Raw genomic sequence first — 25,070 nt, forward strand, 5'->3', positions numbered from 1 at the left:
ATTTTCAGATAAAAAAAGCCAGGACATCATGTCCTAGCATATTAAGCTATAGAAATTTTTCTGAGACCAATCTCATTTGAGGAGATACTATCAATTAATTGATGGACTGAGGTCTGCCCTCACTCATTGACCACATTTTTAGCTTGACCAGCCTGAAAGGCTTTTAGGTTATCTAGGGCAATAGTCATCAACCGCTGTCTTGCTTCATAAGGACGCCAAGCAATGTGCGGTGTTATAAAGCAATTGTTAGCCGTTAATAGTGGGTTGTCTGCACGGATAGGTTCTTTGGTAACCACGTCTAGACCTGCGGCATAGATTTTACCTTCATTGAGAGCTTTGGCTAGGTCAGCTTCATTAATGAGTCCACCTCGGCCAGTATTAAGGAGAATGACGCCATCCTTCATTTTGGCAATGGAAGCCTGATTAATCATTTCTTGCGTCTCTTTGGTTTGTGGCACATGAAGACTAATAATATCAGCCTGCTGATAAAGCTCTTCTAGGGTGACTTGCTTAGCCCATTCTGCTTGCGCAGCTTTTGGACGATGATTCCAATAGATAACTTTTAAGTTAAAAGCATGGGCAATTCTTGCTGTAGCTTGGGCAATTTGACCATAACCAATTAAGCCAATCTTTTTTCCCTGCAGTTCAATCAGAGGAGCCTTCTGGTATGAAAAATCTGGGTTATTTTGCCATTGGCCATCGTGGACGGACTGATGATGAAGACCTACCTGATTGACAATTTCTAATAGTAAGGCAAAGCTTAATTGAGCTACTGATTCTGTACTATAAGCAGGAATGTTAGTCACTTTGATTTGAGCATCCTTGGCTGCTTGAGTATCAATAACATTATAGCCAGTGGCAAGAACGCCAATATAAGAAAGATTTGGGACTGCTGCTATTATCTCGGCGTCTATTGGGACTTTATTGGTTAAAACAGCATCAGCATCACCAATACGCTTGATAATTTCCGCTTTGTCATTATAGGGTGTCCGATCATAAACCTTCACTTCTGCAATCTCTTCAAAAGTTTCCCAACTTAAATCACCTGGATTTAGACTATAACCATCTAGAACAACAATTTTCATAATAAGCACTCCTTTACTCGATTACTCCTATTTTATCAAGATAAAATCTAAAACAAAAGCCACAAGATTAAAAGTCCTTTTAATCATTTAAAGAACAAAAAAACCAAGAGTCTCGAGCACTCTTGGTTTGATTTTATTTTGTATTCGCAATTATGCAGATAATACTTTACGCCCTTTACGACGACGGCTAGCTAGCACGCGACGTCCGTTTTTTGTTGACATACGGTGACGGAATCCGTGTTTACGTTGACGACGGATTTTACTTGGTTGATAAGTACGTTTCACAGTGAATACCTCCTCATAGATTTTCGTATTCGTTTAGCCGGCTATTGTGATATCAGTTACTAAACATACCTTAATATTCTATTATATAATGACTACCTTGTCAAGCTATATTTCCCATTTGTTTCAGATTCTCTGGTAGTTGTTTATTTATTTCTTTCCCGCAACTTTTTGTTAATTTCTTGACTGCTACGGTAGTTTAAAATATAAATGATGATCCAAATGATGAGATAAACAAGAGAGAACTCCAGGAAGAAACCTAAATATTCTTTAGGTGATAGCCAATGATTAAAAGTGTTCATTCCAAATACCATTAAAGCTATAGTAAGGAAATGACAAGCACTTTGTTGTAGGAAAGACCATTTCTCAATATCGTAATAAAGACTAGCAAGTCCCATAAAGCCACTGAAAGCTAGGCAGGAAACAATATTAGATAGTGTCTGTGTTTCAACCCCACCAACAAGTAAAGTGAAACTGTAAATGATGCCTCCAATCCCAATTCCATATATGTACATATTAATCATTTTTTTCATTATCTTTACCTCACAATCCTAGTTTTTCTTCTAAATTTTTTAAATAACGACGGCTGATAATAATCTTTGTCTTATTGGTTAAAATGGCTAACATATTACCTGAGAAAGAAGCTTCCATCATTTGCAAGTGGTCCAGATTAATCAAACTTTGTTTGGATACTTGAACAAAATGATCACTTGGTAAACGGTCTTTCATTTTATACAGGCGTTCTCGCATGCGAAACGTTTTTTCTTTAGTCATCACAAGCAAATAATCCCCATCAACCTCTAAAGCGATGATCTCATCCATCTTCAGCAAGTAAATATGGTCATCAGATTTAACGGCAACCACATCTGTTTTCATGCTTTGAAAAGCTTCTAAATAGTCCACTAATTCCGAAACCTGCTTATCATAGTGTGCTTTCTCGATAGTCAACATTAAATCGTTCTGATTTTTATTTTCTTTAAATTGCCATTTCATCATTAAACCCCTTCGCTTATTTCTTAACCATATGATACCAAAAAATGGATGCTCTGAGTTCAAGAGGCCGCTAAGAGGTCCAAATGAGGTGGTAAGTGGTAATCCATTAGACCTGGTCTCTAGTAGCATTTATTTTTTCCACGACTTTTTATCTCAATAATTTGTGCTAACTTCACCTCCTCCGTACTTTTATCTTAGCAAAGGAGGAACAAAAAAAGACCACTTTCCCACCAAGTGGTCAATTTCAAGTTCCAAGTGGTTCTATGCTATACTTAAGCTATGGAAAAATATTTAGAAAAATTAGACGGTCACTACCTGTTACAGCTAACTTACACGATTTCTTCAGGTCCAGATCAGCTTTGGCAGCTCCTGACTAGCTCTAAAGGCTTGGCCCTTTGGTTCCCGCAACTGTCTCGGCAAGAGCATGAACTTGTTTTTAGTATGCCTGGCTTTAAGGAATGCTTGGCTATTCAACAAGAAATCAAAAACCAGCTCTTTAGTTTTGACTGGTTCGGTGCGGTCATAAGCTTCGCTTTTAGGGAAGAAAAGGGTAAAACCCTGGTTACTTTCACTGAAAAATCCCCAAACCACTTCCCCAACCTGGAAAGAGACCTGGCCGGTTGGGTCAACCAAAACCGACGACTAGAAAGTTATTTCAAGACCGGGAAGATGCCCGAGATTATGGACTCTTTAATGGACTGTCAGGAATGGGTAAGACAAGAAATTCAAAAAAACTGCTAAAGCATTAGGCTTAGCAGTTTTTCTTATTTATTAAGCTTGTAAACTTACGACAACATAACGGTTAGGGTCGTTTCCTTCTGAATAAGATTCAACGCCTTCGATGCCCGCAATGGTTTTATGGACGATCTTACGTTCACTATTGCTCATTGGATCCATGGTATAGTTGTCACCACTATCAAGAACGCGGTTAGCGACTTTTTGAGTGAAATCAATCAAGGTTTCCGTACGGTGCTCAACGTAATCATGAACATTAAGAGTTACAGAAAAGTTTTTTGAATAACGATCGTGTAAGAAGTTTTGAGCTAACAGCTGCAAGGATTTAAGAACCTTACCATGGTAGCCGATAACACGTCCAGCTTCCTGGGTATCAATCTGTAGGTTAATTTGGCGACGATTATGGCTCTTGTCAATTGTCGCTTCAATATCCATTTCATAGATGATTTTTGTGACATAATCAGCCACTTCATCGGCTGCTTTTTCAATATCTTTGCTGATGGCAGCTTCTGGAAATTCGCTGGCAATGAAAGCTTCAAAAGAATTATCTTCAGCTTTTTTATCTGAGATTTCAGACGGGGCAACTTGATTTTCTGCTTGGGCTTGGTTATCACTAGCTTCTTGGTCCGCCACTTGCACATCTGAAGTTTCTTGGCTAAAATCTTCGTGAAGCTCTTCTTCTTGAAGAGCTTCTTCTACTGAATCTGTTATTTCAGCCTTAGCTTTATCAACTGGAATGTCTTGCTCGTCTGTAGTTACTGTTTCGATCTCAGAACTGCCTGAGTCTGAGGCTTCCGGTTGATTCTCCGGACTCACAAATCCTTGTGGTTTGACAAGGGGTGCATTTTGACGGTTAATGTCGTCGGGAATCCCTTTGACAGCTTCTTGGTCTGCTTGATAGACGGTACCTTCATTAATACCTTCGATATCTACTTGCGCTAGCTTTTTCCCAAAGCCTAGAAAACCTTTTTTCTCTTTTGAAATAACACGAATATGGGCTTTTAAGCGCGAAATGTGTAAGTCTTGCAATCCTGCTTCAATTGCTTCTTCTACTGTTTTACCTGTATATAAGGCCATAAGATTACTCCTACTTTACTTTCTTTGTTTTAATGCTTTTTTACGGGCACGTCTTTCTCTGGCACGACGCTCTCTTTCTTCTTGTGCTTGACGATTTCTTTCAGCTACTATTTTGAATGGGTTATTCAATAACAACAACTGGAAGACTTGGAAAGCATTTGAGACAACCCAGTATAAAACTACCCCACTTGCCAGTCTGAATCCCATAAAAAAGATCATTAGTGGCATGGTGTAGGTCATAATGGTCATTACCATATTTTTTTCTTTTGCAGCCATATTGGTTAACCATGACGATAAGAAGGTAAAAATAGCTGCTAAAATTGGCAAAATAAAGAGTTGATCATGTTGAGCCAACTCCGTCCACAAGAAGGTTCCTGTTTTTAAGAAGGGTACGCGGGTAAGGGCTTGGAAGAGGGCAATCATGATTGGCATCTGAATAAACAATGGCAACATGCTAGCGTATGGGTTGACGCCATTTTCCTTATAGAGTGCCTGAGTCTCATCTGCTAAAGCCATACGGCTAACGGAATCTTTTTCTGGGTATTTAGCCTGAATTTTCTTTAATTCAGGTTGTAGATCTTGCATTTTTTGACTTGATTTAATTTGAATATTAAATAATGGCATTAACAAGATACGGATTAAGAGGGTAAAAAGGATAATCCCGACCCCAATTGATCCATTAAAGGACAACCACTGAATAGACTTGGCAAAAAAATAAACCAATTGATCCCATCCATTTGCAGAATTTGCGGATACTTGACCTCTTCCACAAGCAGCAAGAAGGATGACTATTGGTAGTAATCCTACAATTTTAATTTTCTTTTTCACTTTCAAAACCTTCCTCGAGCAATTTTGCCAGCTTTAAGACATGTTTTAAGTTCTGTCTCACTTGTTGGTAATCCAATTCTTCGACACCTTTTCTGGCAATGACGACAAAATCATCACTTTTGAGATGTTCTCCAAATTCCATTAGGACGTGTCTGATTTTTCGTTTGACTGCGTTTCTTGTCACGGCATTGCCAAGGCGTTTGCTTACAGAGATGCCAACTCTAAAATGATCTTGGTCTTTTTCTAAAAAATGTATGACAAATTTTCGATTAGCTGCACTTTTTCCAGCATCAAAAATGGCTTGAAAATCTTTTTCACGTTTTACCCGATAGGATTTCTTCAAAATCTAACTCCATTAATCTAAATTAGTTACATTATACCACAAGCCCTAAACCTATTCAAATCTTGGTTTCTAGCACTTTTTCTGCTTACAAGTTATGATCTAATCGCTCCTTGTTAAGTCAAGGAAAGGACATGTATCGATAAAATCCTGGAGAATACAAAAAAAACGGTGAGAGACCGGTTTTTTTAATATATCATATCCAAACAAAGACATTTGTTTTTGGACCTGTTTCCTAGAAGTTCTTCAAAATTTGTTATTTAGGTGAGAGAGAGAGAAACAATATTTTGATAAAATTGGGGAACGAACTCTAGTACTTGTCTCAAGTTTCCGTCTTTATTTTACAAATATAATTATAGCTGATAAAAACAGAATTTTTTGTCATCGCTTTTAGTCAAGTTAAATCAAAAATACTATTTGTGTTTTTTATGGAGAGAGAGAGAAAACAATATTTTGATATATTGGGGAATAACTTGTTTTAAGAGATAACTTAAGTCTTTATCTATAAACTTATTATAAATAAAAATACAAATAATGGTGATATTTTTCCTAAAATGTCAAAAAAACATCCTAAAATGTCAAAACTCTCATCAATTATGAATGGCTTCCCACTTTTCAATTAATGACTTCATTTTTAAGCGAGATACGAGACAAGAATCACCATTCTCGAAATAAAGAAGTTGATTCGGTTTATCGATACGAACCACATTATTTAAATTTACTAGAAAAGAGCGATGACAAAGAAATAATGAGGGGGCAATTTCTTGAATCTCAGCTAAATTTCCATAAAACTCTAACCGTTCTGTTTGGGTCCATAGACAGACTTTATGAGGAGTTGTAGAAGTTGCAAAGTAGAGGATATCTTTAAATGGCATTCTCAATCGTGTTTGAGGGGTTTCAAATAAAAACATTTCTTCTGTGACATAACTAGACATCATCTTAACAGTATAAAGAATACATTCCTGTATCTGTTCTTTAAATTGTTGATTATCAACAGCTTTATCAATAAAATCCAATGCTGACACTTTGTATTTGAAAGAAATCGGAGCAAATTCTGAATGAGTTGTTACAAAAACAATGACAGCATTTGGATCCATTTTGCGAATTTCTGAAGCAACTTCCAATCCCCGCTTTGTGGCATTCTTTATTTCAATATCTAGGAAAAAGAGTTGATGATTTCCTCTTTCAGGTATACTATCCAACAGTTTTTCTGGACTAGAAAAAGCTTCCATATATTTATAAGAAATCTTTCTCTCTTCCAATACTTCTTCAATGATTGACTCAATCCGATTCTGTTGAATAAAGTCATCTTCGAGGATAAAAATGTTCATTTTACTTTTCCATTTCTATAATTTGTCGCATTCTATAATAATCACTTTTGGTAGAGAAAATTACTTTGGGATGTGACTCTAGTATATCATTAAAACGCTTAGACATCCTTAATTGACATTGTGATTCCAGAGTATTGGATTTTTCAAACAAAGTCAATATGTTTACTCGCTTCACCTTAGTACTATTTTCAATAATAAAGTATTGCTTGTCATCTTCACTAAAAAAAGCAATTGATAAAAAAGCATTTCGACTATCTTTGGCCGTTTTAATGGCATTGTCCATCAAATAGGTTAATAATGTAATCAAATCCATTAACTTCAATCTACCTTCTTCAATGTCATCTGGAATTTCAATATAAACACGAATTCCTTGATGTTGGGCTTCAATCAATTTTGAATTTATGAGACTTCTAATAACTGATTCTTTGATATTCTCCAGTGACCCAAAAGTTCCTCCAACGCTTCGAATAGAATTCCCTGATTCTTTGACAACAGCTGTATAAACAGAATGAATAGTATCTATATCACCACTATCAATACTATCTTTTAAAGATATTAAAATATTTTCAGAATCGTGTTTGACCATTCGAATCTCACGATAGAGTTGTTCGATATAATCGTTATAACGCTTAAGGTTTTCAATTCTTTCTGTTTGAGCTTGGTAAAGTTTTTCCTGCAATTGATCTTTAGCGTAGCGATTCAAACGTAAAAAAAGCCAGGTTAGAAATAGTAAGTAGACAATAATCAACCCTAAGCGGTACTTATGGACATAAAACAACAGGGGAGACTCAAGGGGCATTATGTAATGGAAAAGAATATAGTAACACGCCATCATGGTATTTGTGAAATAGAGCCATTTCTTTAGGTGAACAACATTGATCAAACGAAAAATGGATAAATCAACTGAAAACATATAGAAGAGTAAATAAGTTGCTGGCAAGACCAAAGCATAGGCCATTTCAAGCGTTTGATAACTACTATTAAGTTGTTCAATACTAATCCCTAAAAAAATTGGGATAAAGAGGGATCCTAATAGACGGAAAATCATTTCAACAAGAACTGTTGAAAAGAAACCGTGAAAAATATGTTCTGACCACTTTCTTCCACGAGAGAAAAGAAAACTCATTAATATAAAGAAAAGTGGGTCAAACATGATGTTAACACTTATCAAAAAATTCAAAGCTGTAAATAATAAAAATAGAATAATACATCTATTCAGCGAAATTTTTATTCCTGAAGTATTTGAGAAGATAACCCAATAATCAATAAAAATGATAAGGGAAAGTATCAGACCATTTACGATGGACTCCATGACGACTCCTCTGTATCTAAAATTGTTAAAGTTTGAGTAAAACGATGTGAAACACTTTGGGTTTGTAAGGTAATATTATTATATTTTTGAAGAATTCGATTGACATTAGCTAAACCCAAGCCTCTACCCAAACCTTTTGATGTATATCCCTCTTCAAAAATAGGTTTTATGTCTACCTTTTCAGTATCAGTGGAATTAGCAATGATAAAAACAGTCTGTTTTTGGTGTGTGAAGCATGCGATAGTTAAAATTTTTTCATCAGAGAATAGCGCTGCTTCAATAGCATTATCGCAAAACACTGATAATAGTAAAATTAAATCATAACGAAACATCGGCACCTCATCAATAATATCGGGTATCTCTAAAGTTACTGAAATACCTTGTTTTTCTGCCTCTATAATTTTAGCAGATAACAAGCTTTTTACTGATGACATTGTAACATTACTTAGCTTCGAAATATTGTAATGATTCTTATCCCAAAATTCATTTGAATTCGATACTATACGATTATAAACTTGATGAACGTGGGCAACATCGCCTTGTTCAATACTATCTCCAATTTGATCCAGACGGTCAAGATAATCTTTTTGGAATAACTTAACTTTTCGGTAAAGGCCTTCTAAATTTTGACCATAATTTTCGAGATTATCAATATAGCTTTCTTGTTCTGCTTTAATCTTTTTCTCAAGGTAACCAGTTGAACGGCGATTAAAGTAGGATAACAGACAAATTAAGAAAACTGTAAAGATTAAAAAAATAATTTTATATGACTTAGGTATAATAAGATTCTTCTGATAACTTAAAAAAGGATCTGTAAAGCCCATAACAACAAAAATATCTAAATAATAAGCTAAAATAAATGCTAAAAAAATGCTAAAAAATTGATTTGACTTCAATGCTTTTTCATCATTAATGAAGAGCTTATATTCCTTACCAACAAGGTAATTAAGGAGATCTAAACTTAAAAATACCATACAATATGACAATAAATTCATCCAAACACTATTATAAGACTCACTCTGAATGGAAAATAAATAGGGAAGTATAGAAGTTGCAAAAAAACGGGAAATTAAGTCTACAAAGACAGTTGGTGCCAGCGCTAAAAAGAAAAGTTTTGTATCCCATTTTCTCTGTCCATGCAACCATAACACTACCAGCAGAATAACTGGATCAATTAACATTGGAGAGAGAAGTTTGAATTGATTCATAAAAAGGAAAAGTGAGATAATAAAAGCTCGCTCCCAGATAAATAACTTAATACTTGATAAAAAGGAAAAAATACTTAATTCTACCAAATAATAAACAATAATGGACAAGGCAAGTCCAATTAAAATGGTTACTGACATTTCACTCCTTTTAGTTTGTAATTGGTAACTGTTCAAGTTTACCATTTCAGACGATGTTTAAATCAATTTTCTCTATAAATCCTAATTTTTCCTATCTATTTTAGGAACACTAATTGTCAAAAAGTTTAGGATTTCATTTAGTCATTTGCCTGGTTCAAAATTGTTAATTGTTGGGTAACAACAAACTCTCTGCTTTTTGTTGATAGGGTACAAAATGGATAACGATTGAGAATTTTCATAACGTTTGCCAATCCTAATCCACGGCCACTACCTTTAGTAGAGAAACCATCTAAATATATTTTATTGAGATTTATCTTTTCTTCCTTACTCGTATTCTCTACAAGTAAGACCAAATCATCTCCATTAAAGAACAGAGCAACTTTTATCTGCTTATTGAGAGAATCTATTGCTGCTTCAATAGCGTTATCAATAAAAATTGATAGAATGATGACAAAATCAAGTTCTTTAATTGGTATTGACGTGATAATATCAGGAATTTCAATTTCAGTCGTTAAGCCTAATTTTTGTGCTTGAAATATTTTGGCGGATAATAAACTCTTAACTGTTGCCACCTTAATATTGACCAATTTATCCATATTATATTTTTGGTCGTTGAAAGGACTTCCGTTCGCTAATATATAGTCTTGATAGTCTTTCTTAATGCGTTTTTGATCACCACTTTTCACGCTATCTTCTAGTGCTAATAAACCTTCCTTGTCTTGTCTCTAAAGTCACTCGTCTCATGATAAAGTGACTCCAAGTAATGGTTATAATTTGCCAAATTATAATAATGTTTTTTTCGTTCATCATCAATTTCAAGTGCAACCATCCTTGAAGAAACTTGATTAAGATTTAATATTCCCCATAAGAAGATTAAAATATAGACATATATAATCAGGTATCGATGATAATCAGGTAAGAAAGTATACTGTGGAAAATTATATTCTAAAAAGGTCGATAGTTGTACCACACCATAAAATATAATCATTGAAATATTCATCAAACGATAAGTCTTGGAAACAATCTCTCTATTTGCTCGCTGTATAATTTGGTAATCAATATGAAGAACATAATGGATAAAGGCGTAAGTGGGAAGAACTAACGAATAGGCTAATAAAAGGTACCAAAAATGTGTACTTAAATAAGCTGAAGTTTGATGAAATAAAGTTGGAAGAATCACATATCCAATGATACGAGATATAAAATCAGAAATCGTACAAGCTGCAAAACTATAAAATAGGTGATTAGCAATTGGCAATTCCCGATTCAAAAAATAGCTAAATATCACAAAATATAAGGGATCTAGAATTAATGAAAAATGATCCAATCCGTAGGTAACAACAATTGAACTTAAAAAAAAATAGTATAAGTTTCCAGAATCTTAGGTGATGCTTCGAAATTAGAAAGAAAAGAACAAGATTATTACTAAAAATAACCAGATAAAATAATACATCTAACAATAGTTCCAAATATTTCTCATCTACCTTTCTTTTTGATTATTGTCGAAATGCAAGGATTGCGAATATTTATTGTCTATAATTTTAGAACGATAAGTCATTTGAGGATATTTCTCCAAGTAGGCATCCAAAATGAGGTTAGACCGCTCAATTAAATCCAAAAGTGCCATATTCTTTAGCTCACTCCGCAAATCTGTATTTGATATCACTTGAAAACTCTGATGCTTATCAATTGTTCGGTAACTAAAACTTAAATAAGGATCATTTGTTCTCTCTGATCTCTCAATTGCTAATTTCACAATGGTTGAAATAATAACAATCATATTTGAGGGATCTGTAATCTCAGATTTTAGTGGCTGATCAATTTTGACAGCAGTATCAATACCCTTTTGATTTGCTTCATAAAAACGCAGTGCTAAAAGAGTTTTTAAATCAAAAGCTTGAACTTTATCAAAGCGTTCCAAATTAATTGAAAGGGGTCTCTCAACACTTGTCTCCATCTGATCAACAATACTGTAGAAAGCTTTTTCTATCGTTTCCATATCTTGACTATCAATACTCGCAGTTAAAGTAATCAGCATATTATCATAATCATGCTTGAAGGATTTTATGGATTTATAAAGTTCTTCAATGTAGTCATTGTACTTTTCCAATAATTCAATGTGCTGTACTTTTTCTTCTTCAATTTGTGATACGGCTAATTGTCTTGCATAGGTAGAGAGATGGGACATGACAAATAAGAAAATACAGAAAAAGAGCAAGACGATCATTCGTTTCAGCCAATTCCCTTCATTACTACTCCCGTTGAGGAAGGGAATTAATAATAGATATGAGATAGTACCAATATCACTGAATATTAAAAAACGGTTGATCTTTTTCGAATAATGGCGAATAAAGGAAAAAGTTTGTATATTAAAAACTTTCAATAGGAAAATAAAACTCGGTAACGATAGTACTACCGATATAAAAATGTATATCAGATTCGACGTTACGCTCTTATCAGGAAGATTTAATAAAAACGGAAGGATAAACAACAATATCAACCTCGAAAGGAGATTCAAGATGGCAAAAGGAAAAAAGGAATAGAGGACATGATGTTTGAGTTGGTAATTCTTATGATAATAATAATGATAAAAAAACATTGTACACATTGCAACAAGATGAAATGGTACTGGGAGTACTGTCACTATAATCATTCCCAGAATAATCATTCCTACATTCGTCTCCATTGTATTTTTTCATTACATAACATAAAGAAAATAATCCATCCAATTATAAATCTCATGAAATGAATAGCTAGCATCATATTGAAATCTGTCATCATTACCTCCGATTAAACTATTTTACCATACTATCAAATGATTTTGATTGTAATTTTGTTAAGTGTTTTCATCTAATCTTATAGTTAGTAGACTATTTTAATTCATAAAAAGCATTGATAAAGCAGTCCTCTAACCAGGTCTTTGTTATTTTACTTTAGATTTCAGAATGACTAGCAGTCTCTAATAAAAGACATCAAGTAATTTAATTGGGAAAGGTTTTAATAAACAAGTATCGATAATTTTTGAGATAATTTATAATTAGCACTCTTTGTCGTTAAACTACAAAATGGATAGTCATCTAATATTTTAAGAACATTTGATAAACCTATGCCTCTATTAGAACCCTTGCTTGAAAAACCTTCTTGGAAAATTTGGTTAATATTGATTTGCACATCCCTTGTACTATTCTCGATATAAAAATTTAACTGTTTATCTTCCGTGAAAAAGACCACCGAAATTTTTTTCTCATGTGATTCTTTCGCTTCTTCAATCGCATTATCAAAGAAAATTGAGAGGAGGATAATAAAATCTAACAAATTCATTTTTATCTCAGAAATAACATCTGGAATTTCAACAGCAACTTCTATTCCTTGATTTTGAGCTTCAAATAATTTTGCAGCTAGGAAACTCTTAACAGTAGCCACTTCCAAATTGGTTAAAAGATCCAAGTCATATTTCTGATTACGGAAAGGATTATCTTCATTAGCAAAAAGCTCCTGGTAGGACTTTTCGATTTCCTTAAAGTCCCCTTTTTTAAGATTTTTCCAAATCGATGCATGGCAGAATTGGTTTCATTTTTAAAAAAATTTACTTCTGTAAATAAGGATTCTAAATAGTTATTATATTGTTTAAGGTTGTTATATTGTTGTAATCGCTCACGATTCATTTTTTGCGTCAAGAGCTCAAGTGAATGTTGGTTCAAACGATAAAGGCCATAGAAGAAAATGAGTACGTAAATAGCAATTAAGATATAGCGAAATTGTTCAGTATATCTTGGAAATCCATTAATATTGTATTGACAAAAAACGAAGGTTTGTAAAACAATGAAAAAGGCAACCATACTAATGTTCAACGGCTTAAACATCTTTGTTGGCTGACTGCCACCGGCAGCTGGTTCTTGAAAATTACGATAATCAATATGTAAAATAGATTTAAAAAAGAGATGAAAAGGTATGACCAAAGCATAAGTTAAGAGAATTAAGAGAGCACTGTTATTAATATGATCAATACTGGTATTAAGGAGCGTGGGTAAGATTAAATAACCAATTAATCTTGAAAAGAGGTCCTGATTAGTAAATGTATAAAAGCTATAGAATATGTGATAGGTTAAGGGCTGTTCTCTTTTTGCTAAATAAGAAAAGGGTAACAAATAGAGAGAGTCCAAGGTTAGGGAATAGTGATCCATCCAAAAAGATAGGGCCATATTAACAAGAGCAAAGATTAGAATCTCATACCATCTATTCTTTCGACCACTTACCATAACAAATAAACAGTATGTATTGAGAAAAATAATAAGGTAGAAGATAAATAAGAACAGACTATTCATTTTTCTCCTCCTCTAAGTTCATAGGTCCTCGATAATCCATTGATTGTAGTAATAGAAATTCGGTTTTATCACGGTTATATGCCAAACCTGGCAATTGTCTTAAGTAATAGTCTAGAATCAAAGTCGTTTTTTCAATGGCATCCTGATTCAGATTAGTGGTCTGTCCATCCTGATTTTGATAAGACGATTCAATTAAAAGCGATAGATTTTGAACCTCATCTTTTTTCAAGAAGAGTCTAATAAAGCTGTTTTGAGTATCTGCTAAATTGGCCTCAGCTAAGTCTAAACTGGTTGATAAGATTATCAAAAAATCGAAAACATCCATTGGTAATTCTGTCATAGTCGAAGTGCAAACAACTTCAAAAGCTGTCCCTTTTTCTACCAATTCCTGTTTTTTTAAAGTTAAAAAAGATTTCTAAATCAGCATTTTTTATTGATAAAAAACTCTGTCTATCGAAAACACTAGTATTTTTACTGGTAGCTGTCATCCGCTCAAGCGTTTCCTCATAGACCAAACCAACAGCCTCCAAATTTCCTTGAGCAATGCTCCCTCCGAGACTTATAAGGATATTGTCATAATCATGACGAAAAGACCTTACGCCTTTATACAAGTTTTCGATGTAAGAGTTGTATTGTTCTAACATGCTCAAATGACGCTTTTCACTCTCGAAAATCTGCTCCTGAACAATTGTTCTGGAATATTGATTGAGATAGGATGACAGATAAAAAAAGATAAAGAGGAAAATTAAGATCAAGATTTTTGATACCCAAAACAATTGGTCCCCATTGGCGTTCTTGGTTTCAAAAACGTAAAAACCTAAAAAGTAAATGACTAAGGCAATATCCGTTATCCATAAATATCTTTTGAAAACTTTAAGGTGATGGTAAGTAAATTTAAAGTTCTCGATGGCAAATATCCGTTCTATAAAAGTCAGTATAGGAGTGACACAAAGATAAGAAATGATTTCATATTCCGAACTCTGCCAAATTGTTTCTAGACTGATTCGGGTAACAAAGGGAAAAATAAAAAAGATGAGAAAACTTGAAATTAAACTGGTTAGTACAATTGGAAAAAGAGTGTAATAGGTCCGTAAAAGGAGGGTATCTTTCTGATAAAAGATGAGACGATAGGATAACATCAGTAATGGTTCAAGGACAACAAATGAAACCTTAAAATGATGTACGATAAAAACTTCGCAAATGGTTATCGAAACAGCCTTTAATAATTTATTTGTTTCTTCACTATTCATAAAGAAAATGGTCCAACTGGTTAAAAATCTAGTGAATAAAACAAGCACTGTTAGTGATAAAATAAAACCTTCCCCCTCTTCTCTAGCTCCTTTAATCATACTACATCGGGATAAATATTACAATTTCTATAAATTTTCATTGATTAATAAAAATACATCTTAAACGCTTCGCTATACCCAGGACTGACCAACAAATGGGGCTCACCTTCGATAATCCACTTCAACCAAAAAAAGCTATCCCTCAACTAGTCGAGGGATAGCTTTTGCTTTTATAACATATTTGCAATATGTTGGATTGATTTTTCACGACCTAGTAAATAGATTGTATTTGGTAATTCTGGACCATGCATTTCACCTGAAACAGCAATACGGATTGGCATAAAGAGATTTTTCCCTTTGATTCCTGTTTCTTTTTGAACAGCTTTAATTTGTGGGAAGATGTTTTCGGGTTTAAAATCTTCATCAGTCATAGCTTCTAATTTTTCTTTAAAAGCTTTCAGTACTATTGGTACAGTTTCCCCTGCCATGACTTCTTTTTCAGCTTCGCTTAATTCTGGGAATTCGCTAAAGAAGAGGTCTGTTAGGGGGATGATTTCATCAGCTGATTTCAATTGTGGTTGGTAAAGTTCAACTAATTTTTCCGCTTTTTCAGTTAAGCGTCCGGCTTCTTCTAAGAAGGGTTTGCAAAGCTCAAAAACTTTGGCAAAATCAGCATTCTTAAGATATTCATTACTCATCCAGTCCATTTTCTTTTGGTCAAAGGCAGCTGGTGATTTACTGAGGCGGTTCTCATCAAAGAGCTCTATAAGTTGTTCTCTACTGAAAATTTCATCTTCGCCACCAGGATTCCAACCTAATAGAGCGATGAAGTTAAAGACTGCTTCTGGAAGATAGCCTTTTTTACGGTAATCTTCGATAAATTGTAGGGTGTTGGTATCTCGTTTTGATAACTTTTTACCTGTTTCTGAATTAATGATCAAGGTCATGTGGCCAAATTCAGGTGCTTCCCATCCAAGTGCTTCGTATACCATCAATTGTTTTGGTGTATTGGCAATGTGGTCATCGCCACGAATAACATGGGAAATTTGCATATCATGGTCATCAATAACAACTGCGAAGTTATAAGTTGGGTAACCATCTTTTTTCTGAATAACCCAATCGCCACCAATGTTGCCACCTTCAAATTCAATGTCACCTTTAACCATGTCTGTCCACTTGTAGATACCAGTCTCGTTAACCTTTAAGCGAACTGTTGGAATAATGCCTTGCGCTTGGCGTTCAGCGATATAAGCTGATTTTTCCGCTTCAGACATGCCAATAAACTCATTGACGTAACGAGGCGTTTCGCTAGCAGCTTCTTGGCGTTCCCGTTCAGCAGCTAGTTCTTCTTCCGTAACATATGATTTGTAGGCTAAGCCTTTTTCCAAAAGCTCATCAATGTATTTTTGGTAAAGCTCAAGACGTTCAGATTGACGGTAATTTTCATGGGTTTCAGGGCTTTCGTCCCAATCCATTCCCAACCACTTGAGGTTTTCAAGCTGTGAGCGCTCTCCATCTTCAACGTGTCGTTTACGGTCTGTATCTTCAATACGAATAATAAAAGTACCACCATGATGACGAGCGTAAAGGTAGTTAAAGAGTGCTGTACGGGCATTACCGATATGCAATAAGCCTGTTGGACTTGGTGCGTAACGCACACGAATTGGTTTAGACATTCTATTTCTCCTATTCCTATAAAAAAGCATTTTAGTCAGCTAAAAACAAGCAACAATGAATCTTGAGCTTGTTCTCTTTTGTCATCTCACTAACTCTTAATGTTTTAAATCTTTACTATTATAGCACATTTTCGAGCTAGGAGTGCAAAAAATCAGCCTTGAAAGGGCTGATTTCCTTGATTTTTTAGTTGCTACTTGTTGTGATATATCTTTGTAGTGATGCAGCAAATTGTTGAAGGTTTAAGGTTTGCACATAGATTTCACCAACACCACGGAAAGTGTTGACAACACCTTCGCCAGTTCCAATGGATTGCATAAAGCCATTTTCTAAGTGGATGTCATAATCAAGTTCTTTACTCCAAGCCACCACATGAGCATTATCGATAGTCATTTCACCACCGTTTAAATCAATTTTCTTAATTGATCCAAATGAGTTGGCTAATAATGTCCCTTGACCATTAGTTGTCATAACAAAGAGCCCACCTTGACCACCAAATAGAGCTTTGCCAATACTTTGACGTTCCATAGTGTACTGTGCTGACCCGTCTAATGCCAAGAAAGCACCATCATTTAATCGGTATTGTTTGGCACCCAGTTCCAGTGCAATAACTTGTCCTGGTGTATTTGGCGCAAGGGCCAATTTACCATTATCACTTGTAGAGTGAGCTTGCGTAATAAATACGGATTCACCGGAGACCATTGAACGGCCAATAGCACCGACAAGTTTACCCAAACCAGAACCTTTACCATTTAGTTTTGTTGTCAATTGTACTTCAGGGTTATGATAAACCATACTGCCGTGTTGTAAGAAGATAGATTCGCCATTTTCCAAATCAATCTCAACCAAAGGAAACTGCATGTTTGAATCAATTGTGAACTTCATCCGATTGTCTGCCATTAGGATTCTCCTTTAAATCTCCAATAATGTTGTTATCTTAACACCCTCAGTATAGCCCATTATGACAGCATTTGTCCAATATTTACACAAGAAAATTAAGAAAAAAGAGAAATAACTTTAATCTAATTGAAATATCATTATTGGTACTTGTTAGCTATCAAAAAAGCCTGGGAAGACCCAGACTCAATTAATAATATGTTATAAGATTACTTGTGTCATCTTACCAGTATCAACATCATAAACAGCCCCATTGATAACAACATCATCTGGAATCAGCGGCGAATCAAGCAAAATTTGCATATCTTCTCTTACTGATTCTTCCACATCTTGGAAAGGCAAGAAATCTTGACCTGAAACATCCACACCGAGTTCTTGATGGATATGGTCAGCAAAACTCTCATTTGTAAAAGTTTGTGCCCCACAATCAGTATGGTGGAGAACAACGATTTCGCGTGTACCCATCTGTTGTTGCGAAATCACCAATGAACGAATCATATCATCTGTTGCACGGCCACCTGCATTTCTCAATATATGAGCATCCCCTAGGGCTAAGCCTAAAGCTTGGGCAACGTGTAAACGAGAATCCATACAGGTTACTATCGCAACCCGTGTTTTAGGTTTGAGGGGCAGATGGGCTGTCCCATGAAGATCAACATATGCACTATTGGCTTGTATGAAACTTTCGAAATATGACATGATTTCTCCTCCGATTCAAAAAAACTGAAAACTTTCTTTTTGACATCATATCACTTTATAGTCAAAAACTCTAAAATTTTAACTTTTTCAAGAGAATTGTTCGCACTTATACTTTGATAAGTAAAATAACCAAATAAAATTCCAGTAATTTCCTAACTTTTATTTGAAAAGACAGCTTTCAAGACTTGACCAACTGTTGTGACACCAACCACTTGAATTGTTTTCGGAATATCTAAGCCTTGTAAGGCATTTTTGGGAACATAAATTTTTGTAAAGCCTAATTTTGCAGCCTCGTTTATTCTTTGTTCAATGCGAGTCACTCGGCGAATCTCACCGGTCAATCCGATTTCACCCAGAAAGGCTTCTTGAGGATTGGTTGGCATTTCTTTATAACTCGAAGCAATCGCCACAGCAACCGCCAAGTCAATAGCTGCTCATCCAACTTAACGCCACCTGCTGCCTTTAAATAGGCATCCTGATTCTGCAAGAGCAAGCCACAGCGTTTTTCCAAAACAGCCATAATCAAGCTCACTCGGTTGAAGTCTAAGCCTGTTGTTGTCCTCCGGGCATTCCCAAAAACAGTCGGAGTAACTAGGGATTGAATCTCGGCCAGAATTGGTCGACTACCTTCCATAGTAACGACGATAGCCGAACCAGTGGCTCCATCTAACCGTTCCTCGAGGAAGACTTGGCTGGGATTGGTAACCTCCACCAAACCGGCAGACTGCATCTCAAAGATGCCAATTTCATTGGTTGATCCAAAACGGTTTTTAACAGCCCTTAAAATCCTAAAGGTATGATGTCTTTCCCCTTCAAAATAGAGAACAGTATCCACCATATGTTCCAACATTCTAGGTCCAGCAATGGTCCCTTCCTTGGTCACATGTCCAACAATGAAAGTTGCAATGTTATTGGTTTTAGCCAATTGCATAAGTTCAGCAGTCACCTCACGAACCTGACTGACAGAACCTTGAACACCTGATATTTCCGGGCTCATAATGGTTTGGATGGAGTCAATAATCAGAAAGTCTGGTTGAATCTTTTCAATTTCAGCTCTGACATTTTGCATATTGGTTTCGGCATAAAGATAAAATTCATTATCAATATCGCCTAAACGCTCACTTCGCAATTTAATTTGTTCGGCAGATTCCTCACCTGAAACATAAAGAACCGTACCTTTATTTGCCAATTGTGTCGATACTTGTAAAAGCAAGGTTGACTTCCCAATACCTGGGTCGCCACCAATCAAGATTAAGCTTCCAGGGACGACACCCCCACCTAATACACGGTTAAACTCATCCATATCCGTTTTGGTGCGAGCATAATTAATGTTATCAACATCTTTGAGTTTAACCGGTCTACTTCTTTCTCCCGTTAGACTAACACGCGCATTTTTAACTTCTTGCACTTCTACTTCTTCCACAAATGAGGACCAAGCCGAACAGTTAGGACAACGTCCTAAATATTTGGGTGAATGGTAACCACATTCTTGGCAGACAAAAGTTGCTTTTTTCTTTGCCATAAAATTTCTTTTCCTTTATCAGGATTTTAATGCCCAGTAGAGCCAAAACCACCTGTACGAACACCTTCTGCTTGATCACCATCAACTAAAAGATAAGGTGCGAAAACAGCTTGAACAATCCGTTCACCAACTTCTAAGGTGACCGGTTGGTCAGTAATATTTTGCATTTGCGCAAAAATATGACCCTCATTAGCCTCGTTGTTATAGTAGTCCCCATCAATAACCCCTACTGAGTTAATCAAAACAAGACCCTTTTTACGAGGATTAGAAGAGCGATCATAAAGGTAGAGCACTTCTCCATCTTGCATGTAGGCTTTCAAACCAGTTGGTACCAACTTGATTTGACCAGGAGCAATTTCCATAGCCTCTGCCACCTTTAAATCATAACCAGCAGCATGTTTCGTTTCTCTTTTGGGTAATAGCTGAGCAGCATCAGCATATTGTGAAATTAACTCAAATCCACGAATTTTCATTATGTTTTACTTCCTTTTCTCTACAAAATTCATTCTCCCTATTATAAATGATTCGCAAAAGAATAGCAAAAAGCACTGTTTTTTGGCAAAAAAAAATTGATAGAAAAAGAGCATATAGCTTTGCGAGTTGTTCGCTTATTAAAAATCTACTAATAGTAGCTGAAACTAGTCAGAACCACTACATCTAGTCCTACTATATTAAAAAACTATAGCCTGATTATTTTGTTGACATGAGAATATGAGAAGACTATAATAATCTCAATTTCATTAAAGAAAGCGTGATTTTATGCCAAATGAATGGCCCCTATATCTTTTCTATTTCCTTATCCTCCTAGTTTTTTACGTGACTAGACGTGCTCGACGTCGGACTAGAGAAAGCATTTCTGCTCCTAGAATTATTCGATTTACCAATGATGGTCCCCCATTTCTTTAACAGATTATCCACAACTATTAAAGAAAATTAAGATAGTCCACCATTTTCAAAATGACAATGCATTTAGTATTCAAACAAATTTGGATAATGATAATCTCATACAACGGCTTAGCAAGAGCTTCAATTGGATCCTAAGGACATTAGCATTCAACATTCACAATACCTCAGCATGGGCCCAGCAGTCCATTAATATAGAAAGGTCTTACCACCATGGAATTATTAGCACAAATACTTATTTTTATCACATTTATCGCAATCATGTACTTTATGGTTTCTTCCGCTTACAAAGGTATGGCAAAAGCCACTAAAATTTCTGGATATAGTTATGTCATTAAACTTAAAACCGAAAAAACTGTAGACTTAGAAAATAATAAAGAGTTATTAAAAAATGTCAAAATTATATCTCACGCACCTGGTTCAGATACTTATGCTGTTAAATCAAAAATCAATGATAAAGCTTTAAGAGAAAACATCAAAAAATCATATAACTTAAATAATCAAGAAGTTACAGTTACCTCATTGCAAATTTCTGGGAGCTTGGGAGCTGTTTAAAAAGACCCTACTTACCCATAGCTCTAAAATTTATACTAAGCATTTTTTAGAAAGACAAAAGTATGTTACAAACATTCTTATTTATTAAAAACGACCCTTATATTATAGTTGGTGAAATTACTGTTCTCATTTTAGTTATTGGCTTTTTCTATATCCAAAAAGGTTTAAAAACATCTGATAGTGAGCCTTATCTGTATAGCACTTTAATCGTTTTTAAAGACACAAATACAAAACCAGCGGATTATCCGCAACTTGACAAATTAAGCACTTGGACCTATCGTGAAAACCTAGGTGGTTATTATGGTCAAACCAAGCAGAATCCAAATGATATTCGCAAAATAATTTACGAAAGTTATCAGCTGGATAAAAGTCAAGTTGATATCCGTAACATACGCTACAATTGGTTTTCCCTTAACTCTTAAAATAAACAAGAGTCACATATAAATATGTGACTCTTGTTATTGTGGTAAAAGTTGAAATTTAGGCTAATATTCCCTATTTAATTGGACCTCTCAAAATGTAGGAATCAATAAAATTTAATAATTGATTTTTTGGCAGTTTTGTTAAATTCTCCATTTCTTCTTTTGTAAAGGATTTATTCACTATAAAATCTGTTAACAAATCTAATAGCTCTTTCGGAGCATTTCTTTCAATTAAATAATCTTTTAAATCAATAACTTTTCCATTATTTTCCAACGTTTTTCCTCCAAAATATATATAAATGAATTTCTCTTATTATTTGCTATTCATCTTCAATAAGTATCTCTGAAGGAATCGCAAATAGTTTTGTTAAAACAAAACATAAGGCCATACTGATTAACGAAACAATAAAGTAAATTAATACTTGATAGGTATCGTATATATACATTAGATAAGATGGTAGCACCGCTAATCCATAGGAATTAGATTGTATATGGAAAAGGGATAACAAGGCAGCACCAAATCCTGATGAAATCAACATCATATAGAGTGGTTTCAGATTGTAACGAAGATGTAGACCAAAGAGCACTGGTTCGCTAACCCCAAACAATTGAGACATAAAAGCTCCCATGACAGTCTGCTTTACACGATCACTTTTAGCAGAAGTGTAGAATGCTAAACAGGCACCTAGATTGGCAAAACCATACATGGCACAGAGGGTAATTAACTGATTATATCCAGTATTCGCTAATAAAGAAGTCTCTATAACAACATACATATGATGTAGTCCTGTAATTACGGCTAAGGGATAAGTTGCCCCAACAAAGAATCCTCCCAGACCGAATGGTAAGTTCATCAATCCTTGTGTTAGAGCGATTAAACCTTTTTCTAACCAATGAACGATTGGAGCAAATCCCATTAAAGCAACCACTATCATCACAAGCATGGTGACAAAAGGTGTTAATATTAAGTCAAGAGAATTTGGCATTATTTGACGTAATTTTCTTTCGAGTTTTGCTCCTAAAAATCCCGTCAAAATAGCTGTTACAACCGACCCTTGCGCACCCATTACTGGAAGAAATCCAGCTACCATAATAGCTTTTGCATCCCCTGATGCTACACCATATGCATTAGGAAGAATAGGGGATACAAGCATCAATCCAATAACTAATCCAATCATTGGGGTACCACCAAAAACTCTAAATGCAGACATTGTAATCAAAGCAGGAAGGAATGCAAATGCCGTATCAGTTAAGACGCTAACTAATTGGTTTAGGTAAGAGGGAAAAATTTCTGTTGAAAGACCTAGTAATCCTAAAATATTATCATTAAAAACGACACCCTTTAGTCCCAAAAAGAGACCTGTTGCTGCAATTACTGGAACAATAGGAACAAAAATATCACCTAAAGTACGCATTAAAGCTTTAACACCTTTTTCTTGTGATTTGATATAAGCATCTTGTTCTTTTTTGCTTGCCGTCGAGATGTTTAATTGTTCGACTTCGGCAAATACTTTATTGACAATGCCAGTGCCCAAAATAATTTGGTATTGGCCACTATTATAAAAAGTCCCTTTGACTTCATCTATCTTTTCAACTGCTTTACTATCAATTTTTTCACGATCCTTAACAATTAATCGTAAACGTGTTGCACAATGAGTTGCAGATAGGATATTATCTGAGCCAACAAATTCAATAATTTCTTCTGCAATTTTCTTATATTTTTCTTGTGACATTTATTTTTCCTCCAAAATAACTGCTGCAAATGGTTCTAATGTCAATTCTCTATGACTTAGACTAATATGAGCTAAATTATGAAATAATATTTTCTTAATAGGCTGTTCCATTTTCACACTTTTCAATTGATTACTTAGATTTACAACAATTAAAAGTGATTTGTCATTTAATGTCCGTCTGTATTGAAAGACAACATCTTCACTTGATTCTGGAAATGATATATCTCCAAAAGTTAAAAGCTCGCACCATTCTCCTTTAGAGAAAGCAATCATTTCTTTATAAAATGACAAAATAGAACGACTATCATTTTCCTGAACTTCAACTGTTAATTCCATTGAATTTCCAGCCATAGCAAGCCATGGTTTTGAATCTGAAAAACCACTATTCAATGACTGCGACCATTGCATTGGTGTCCTTGAATTATCACGACTGCGTTTATTAATAACTGCTAAAGCTTCTTTTTCGGTCAAACCTTCTTGCATCCCACGATAGTATTGATCAATAGAAGAGATATCATTAAACTCTGATATTGATTCCCTGTGGAAATTAACCATACCTATTTCTTGGCCTTGATAGATGAATGAAGTCCCCCTCAAGAAGAAGTATAGTATTGCCAAAGCCTTCACAGCTTCAGGATTTTCAGCATGCTCTCTGAGGTACTTACTAGTGGCACGCGGTTGATCATGGTTCTCAATAAATGGTGCACCCCAACCAACTTTTTGAATAGCTAATTGTGACTTTTTCAGATAATCAAATAAGTCAGATGGTTGCCAATCTATTGGTTTAAACCACTCACTACCACTTGCTACATCTAAATCAGCATGTTTAAAATCAAATATCATTGAAAAGTACCCATCTGAACCAATAAATTCTTCTAATTGATTATAAGATACTCCTGGCGCTTCAGCGACAGTAACTGCCTTATGCGGCTTAAAGCATTTTTCATTCAATTCCTTTAAAAACAAATCGATACCTGGTTGATTCCGACTAACTTTTGTACATTTGGCCAAACCATCGACACCATCTGCTTCAATACTTTGGAAGCTAAGATCCTTTTTGATAAACGTAATTGCATCAACTCTAAATCCAGCAATGCCTAAATCTAACCACCAATTTATCATGTCATAGATTTCTTGACGCATTTGGGGATTTTCCCAATTTAAATCAGGCTGTTTCTTATGGAAGGTGTGATAATAATAACAGTTTTCATTTTTAACTTTTTCCCAAACAGATCCACCGAAAATAGATCTCCAATTATTAGGAATCTTCTTACCAGTTTTAAAAATATAATAGTCTCTGTATTTACTATTCGGATCTGATATGGCTTTTTGAAACCATTCATGCTCATCAGAAGTATGGTTCACAACTAAATCTAAAATAATTTTGATGTTTTTTTCCTTAGCACGAAAAATTAGTTCTTTGACATCTTCTAAATTTCCAAATTCTTTTTGTATTTCAAAATAGTTTGAAATATCATAACCATTGTCAGCCATTGGTGATTTATAAATGGGACAAATCCAAATACAAGTGATTCCTAAATTAGATAGATAGTCTAATCTATTGATAATCCCTCTTATATCTCCAATTCCGTCATTATTAGAGTCTTGAAAACTTTTTGGGTATATTTGATAAATAATCTCGGATTTCCACCAGTCTGTCATAATCTTCCTCCTGTTTACGCTTACAAACCCATAATAACGTAAAAAAAAACCTTAAACAAG

General features: G+C 34.8%; 27 protein-coding genes and 1 pseudogene. 3 read left to right on the forward strand and 25 right to left on the reverse strand.

What is annotated here, in order from left to right; genetic code table 11:
• Positions 1-119: 119 nt before the first annotated feature.
• The 4 genes from AT575_RS08960 to AT575_RS08975 all read right to left on the reverse strand — a co-directional run bounded on the left by AT575_RS08960 (position 120) and on the right by AT575_RS08975 (position 2,363).
• Complete coding sequence (locus AT575_RS08960) at positions 120-1,085, reverse strand: D-2-hydroxyacid dehydrogenase (protein WP_102778035.1); 966 nt, start codon at positions 1,083-1,085, stop codon at positions 120-122.
• Between the two features lie 150 nt (positions 1,086-1,235).
• Positions 1,236-1,370, reverse strand: coding sequence for a 50S ribosomal protein L34 (gene rpmH / locus AT575_RS08965; protein ID WP_000831903.1), 135 nt, complete (start codon positions 1,368-1,370; stop codon positions 1,236-1,238).
• A gap of 143 nt (positions 1,371-1,513) precedes the next feature.
• Positions 1,514-1,900 (reverse strand): DUF3021 domain-containing protein, encoded by a 387-nt coding sequence (locus AT575_RS08970; RefSeq protein WP_102778036.1) that lies wholly within the window; start codon positions 1,898-1,900, stop codon positions 1,514-1,516.
• Between the two features lie 10 nt (positions 1,901-1,910).
• Positions 1,911-2,363, reverse strand: a complete 453-nt coding sequence (locus AT575_RS08975; protein ID WP_245871534.1) for a LytTR family DNA-binding domain-containing protein — start codon at positions 2,361-2,363, stop codon at positions 1,911-1,913.
• Between the two features lie 276 nt (positions 2,364-2,639).
• On the opposite strand from AT575_RS08975, the gene AT575_RS08980 reads away from it, so the two are divergent.
• Entirely contained in the window at positions 2,640-3,101 is a 462-nt protein-coding gene (locus AT575_RS08980; protein WP_102778038.1) for an SRPBCC family protein, read from the forward strand.
• A gap of 30 nt (positions 3,102-3,131) precedes the next feature.
• Here the strand turns inward: AT575_RS08980 and jag are convergent, their stop codons facing one another.
• The 18 genes and pseudogenes from jag to AT575_RS09065 all read right to left on the reverse strand — a co-directional run bounded on the left by jag (position 3,132) and on the right by AT575_RS09065 (position 20,208).
• Positions 3,132-4,136, reverse strand: coding sequence for an RNA-binding cell elongation regulator Jag/EloR (gene jag, locus AT575_RS08985; RefSeq protein WP_415746774.1), 1,005 nt, complete (start codon positions 4,134-4,136; stop codon positions 3,132-3,134).
• Positions 4,137-4,187: 51 nt separating this feature from the next.
• Entirely contained in the window at positions 4,188-5,000 is an 813-nt protein-coding gene (locus AT575_RS08990) for a YidC/Oxa1 family membrane protein insertase (protein WP_071794026.1), read from the reverse strand.
• Positions 4,984-5,343 (reverse strand): ribonuclease P protein component, encoded by a 360-nt coding sequence (rnpA, locus tag AT575_RS08995; RefSeq protein WP_102778040.1) that lies wholly within the window; start codon positions 5,341-5,343, stop codon positions 4,984-4,986. Before rnpA ends, AT575_RS08990 begins: the two co-directional genes overlap by 17 nt.
• Positions 5,344-5,930: 587 nt before the next feature.
• Complete coding sequence (locus tag AT575_RS09000) at positions 5,931-6,671, reverse strand: response regulator transcription factor (protein WP_102778041.1); 741 nt, start codon at positions 6,669-6,671, stop codon at positions 5,931-5,933.
• Position 6,672: 1 nt separating this feature from the next.
• A complete protein-coding gene (locus tag AT575_RS09005) occupies positions 6,673-7,983 on the reverse strand; it encodes a sensor histidine kinase (protein ID WP_102778042.1) in 1,311 nt (436 codons plus the stop codon).
• Positions 7,968-9,329 (reverse strand): GHKL domain-containing protein, encoded by a 1,362-nt coding sequence (locus tag AT575_RS09010; protein ID WP_102778043.1) that lies wholly within the window; start codon positions 9,327-9,329, stop codon positions 7,968-7,970. Before AT575_RS09010 ends, AT575_RS09005 begins: the two co-directional genes overlap by 16 nt.
• Before the next feature lie 137 nt (positions 9,330-9,466).
• Entirely contained in the window at positions 9,467-10,015 is a 549-nt protein-coding gene (locus AT575_RS09015; RefSeq protein WP_102778044.1) for an ATP-binding protein, read from the reverse strand.
• A 14-nt stretch (positions 10,016-10,029) separates the two neighbouring features.
• Positions 10,030-10,599 (reverse strand): hypothetical protein, encoded by a 570-nt coding sequence (locus tag AT575_RS10560; protein ID WP_129587074.1) that lies wholly within the window; start codon positions 10,597-10,599, stop codon positions 10,030-10,032.
• 210 nt (positions 10,600-10,809) lie between these two features.
• Entirely contained in the window at positions 10,810-11,556 is a 747-nt protein-coding gene (locus tag AT575_RS09020) for a hypothetical protein (RefSeq protein ID WP_102778045.1), read from the reverse strand.
• A 770-nt stretch (positions 11,557-12,326) separates the two neighbouring features.
• Positions 12,327-12,752, reverse strand: coding sequence for a GHKL domain-containing protein (locus AT575_RS09025; protein ID WP_245871537.1), 426 nt, complete (start codon positions 12,750-12,752; stop codon positions 12,327-12,329).
• An 11-nt stretch (positions 12,753-12,763) separates the two neighbouring features.
• Positions 12,764-13,654: a hypothetical protein gene (locus AT575_RS09030; RefSeq protein ID WP_102778047.1), complete on the reverse strand. Its 891-nt coding sequence runs from the start codon at positions 13,652-13,654 to the stop codon at positions 12,764-12,766.
• Positions 13,647-13,994, reverse strand: coding sequence for an ATP-binding protein (locus tag AT575_RS09035; RefSeq protein ID WP_102778048.1), 348 nt, complete (start codon positions 13,992-13,994; stop codon positions 13,647-13,649). The genes AT575_RS09030 and AT575_RS09035 overlap by 8 nt, the downstream gene beginning before the upstream one ends.
• Before the next feature lie 19 nt (positions 13,995-14,013).
• Positions 14,014-14,904, reverse strand: coding sequence for a hypothetical protein (locus tag AT575_RS09040; protein ID WP_129587075.1), 891 nt, complete (start codon positions 14,902-14,904; stop codon positions 14,014-14,016).
• Between the two features lie 269 nt (positions 14,905-15,173).
• Positions 15,174-16,619, reverse strand: a complete 1,446-nt coding sequence (gltX, locus tag AT575_RS09045; RefSeq protein WP_102778050.1) for a glutamate--tRNA ligase — start codon at positions 16,617-16,619, stop codon at positions 15,174-15,176.
• A 184-nt stretch (positions 16,620-16,803) separates the two neighbouring features.
• Positions 16,804-17,517: a TIGR00266 family protein gene (locus tag AT575_RS09050; RefSeq protein WP_165778666.1), complete on the reverse strand. Its 714-nt coding sequence runs from the start codon at positions 17,515-17,517 to the stop codon at positions 16,804-16,806.
• A gap of 198 nt (positions 17,518-17,715) precedes the next feature.
• Complete coding sequence (locus AT575_RS09055) at positions 17,716-18,213, reverse strand: beta-class carbonic anhydrase (RefSeq protein ID WP_102778051.1); 498 nt, start codon at positions 18,211-18,213, stop codon at positions 17,716-17,718.
• A gap of 152 nt (positions 18,214-18,365) precedes the next feature.
• A pseudogene (gene radA / locus AT575_RS09060) lies at positions 18,366-19,735 on the reverse strand (DNA repair protein RadA).
• 26 nt (positions 19,736-19,761) lie between these two features.
• Entirely contained in the window at positions 19,762-20,208 is a 447-nt protein-coding gene (locus AT575_RS09065; protein WP_102778052.1) for a dUTP diphosphatase, read from the reverse strand.
• A gap of 643 nt (positions 20,209-20,851) precedes the next feature.
• Between AT575_RS09065 and AT575_RS09070 the strand changes: the two genes are divergently transcribed.
• On the forward strand, positions 20,852-21,193 hold the full coding sequence (locus AT575_RS09070; RefSeq protein ID WP_102778053.1) for a hypothetical protein: 342 nt from the start codon (positions 20,852-20,854) through the stop codon (positions 21,191-21,193).
• Positions 21,194-21,255: 62 nt separating this feature from the next.
• Positions 21,256-21,615, forward strand: coding sequence for an adenine glycosylase (locus AT575_RS09075; protein ID WP_102778054.1), 360 nt, complete (start codon positions 21,256-21,258; stop codon positions 21,613-21,615).
• A 73-nt stretch (positions 21,616-21,688) separates the two neighbouring features.
• Here the strand turns inward: AT575_RS09075 and AT575_RS09080 are convergent, their stop codons facing one another.
• From AT575_RS09080 to AT575_RS09090, 3 genes are read right to left on the reverse strand one after another with little or no spacing between them, the layout of a single operon-like run.
• The gene (locus AT575_RS09080; protein WP_102778055.1) at positions 21,689-21,889 is read right to left on the reverse strand and encodes a hypothetical protein; all 201 of its coding nucleotides are present in this window, start codon (positions 21,887-21,889) and stop codon (positions 21,689-21,691) included.
• A 46-nt stretch (positions 21,890-21,935) separates the two neighbouring features.
• Positions 21,936-23,348: a PTS transporter subunit EIIC gene (locus AT575_RS09085; protein WP_102778056.1), complete on the reverse strand. Its 1,413-nt coding sequence runs from the start codon at positions 23,346-23,348 to the stop codon at positions 21,936-21,938.
• Positions 23,349-25,010, reverse strand: coding sequence for an alpha-glucosidase (locus AT575_RS09090; RefSeq protein ID WP_102778057.1), 1,662 nt, complete (start codon positions 25,008-25,010; stop codon positions 23,349-23,351). It abuts the gene before it with no gap.
• Positions 25,011-25,070 lie beyond the last annotated feature (60 nt).

Origin of the sequence: Streptococcus penaeicida (assembly GCF_002887775.1) — a bacterium.
Lineage (GTDB): Bacteria > Bacillota > Bacilli > Lactobacillales > Streptococcaceae > Streptococcus > Streptococcus penaeicida.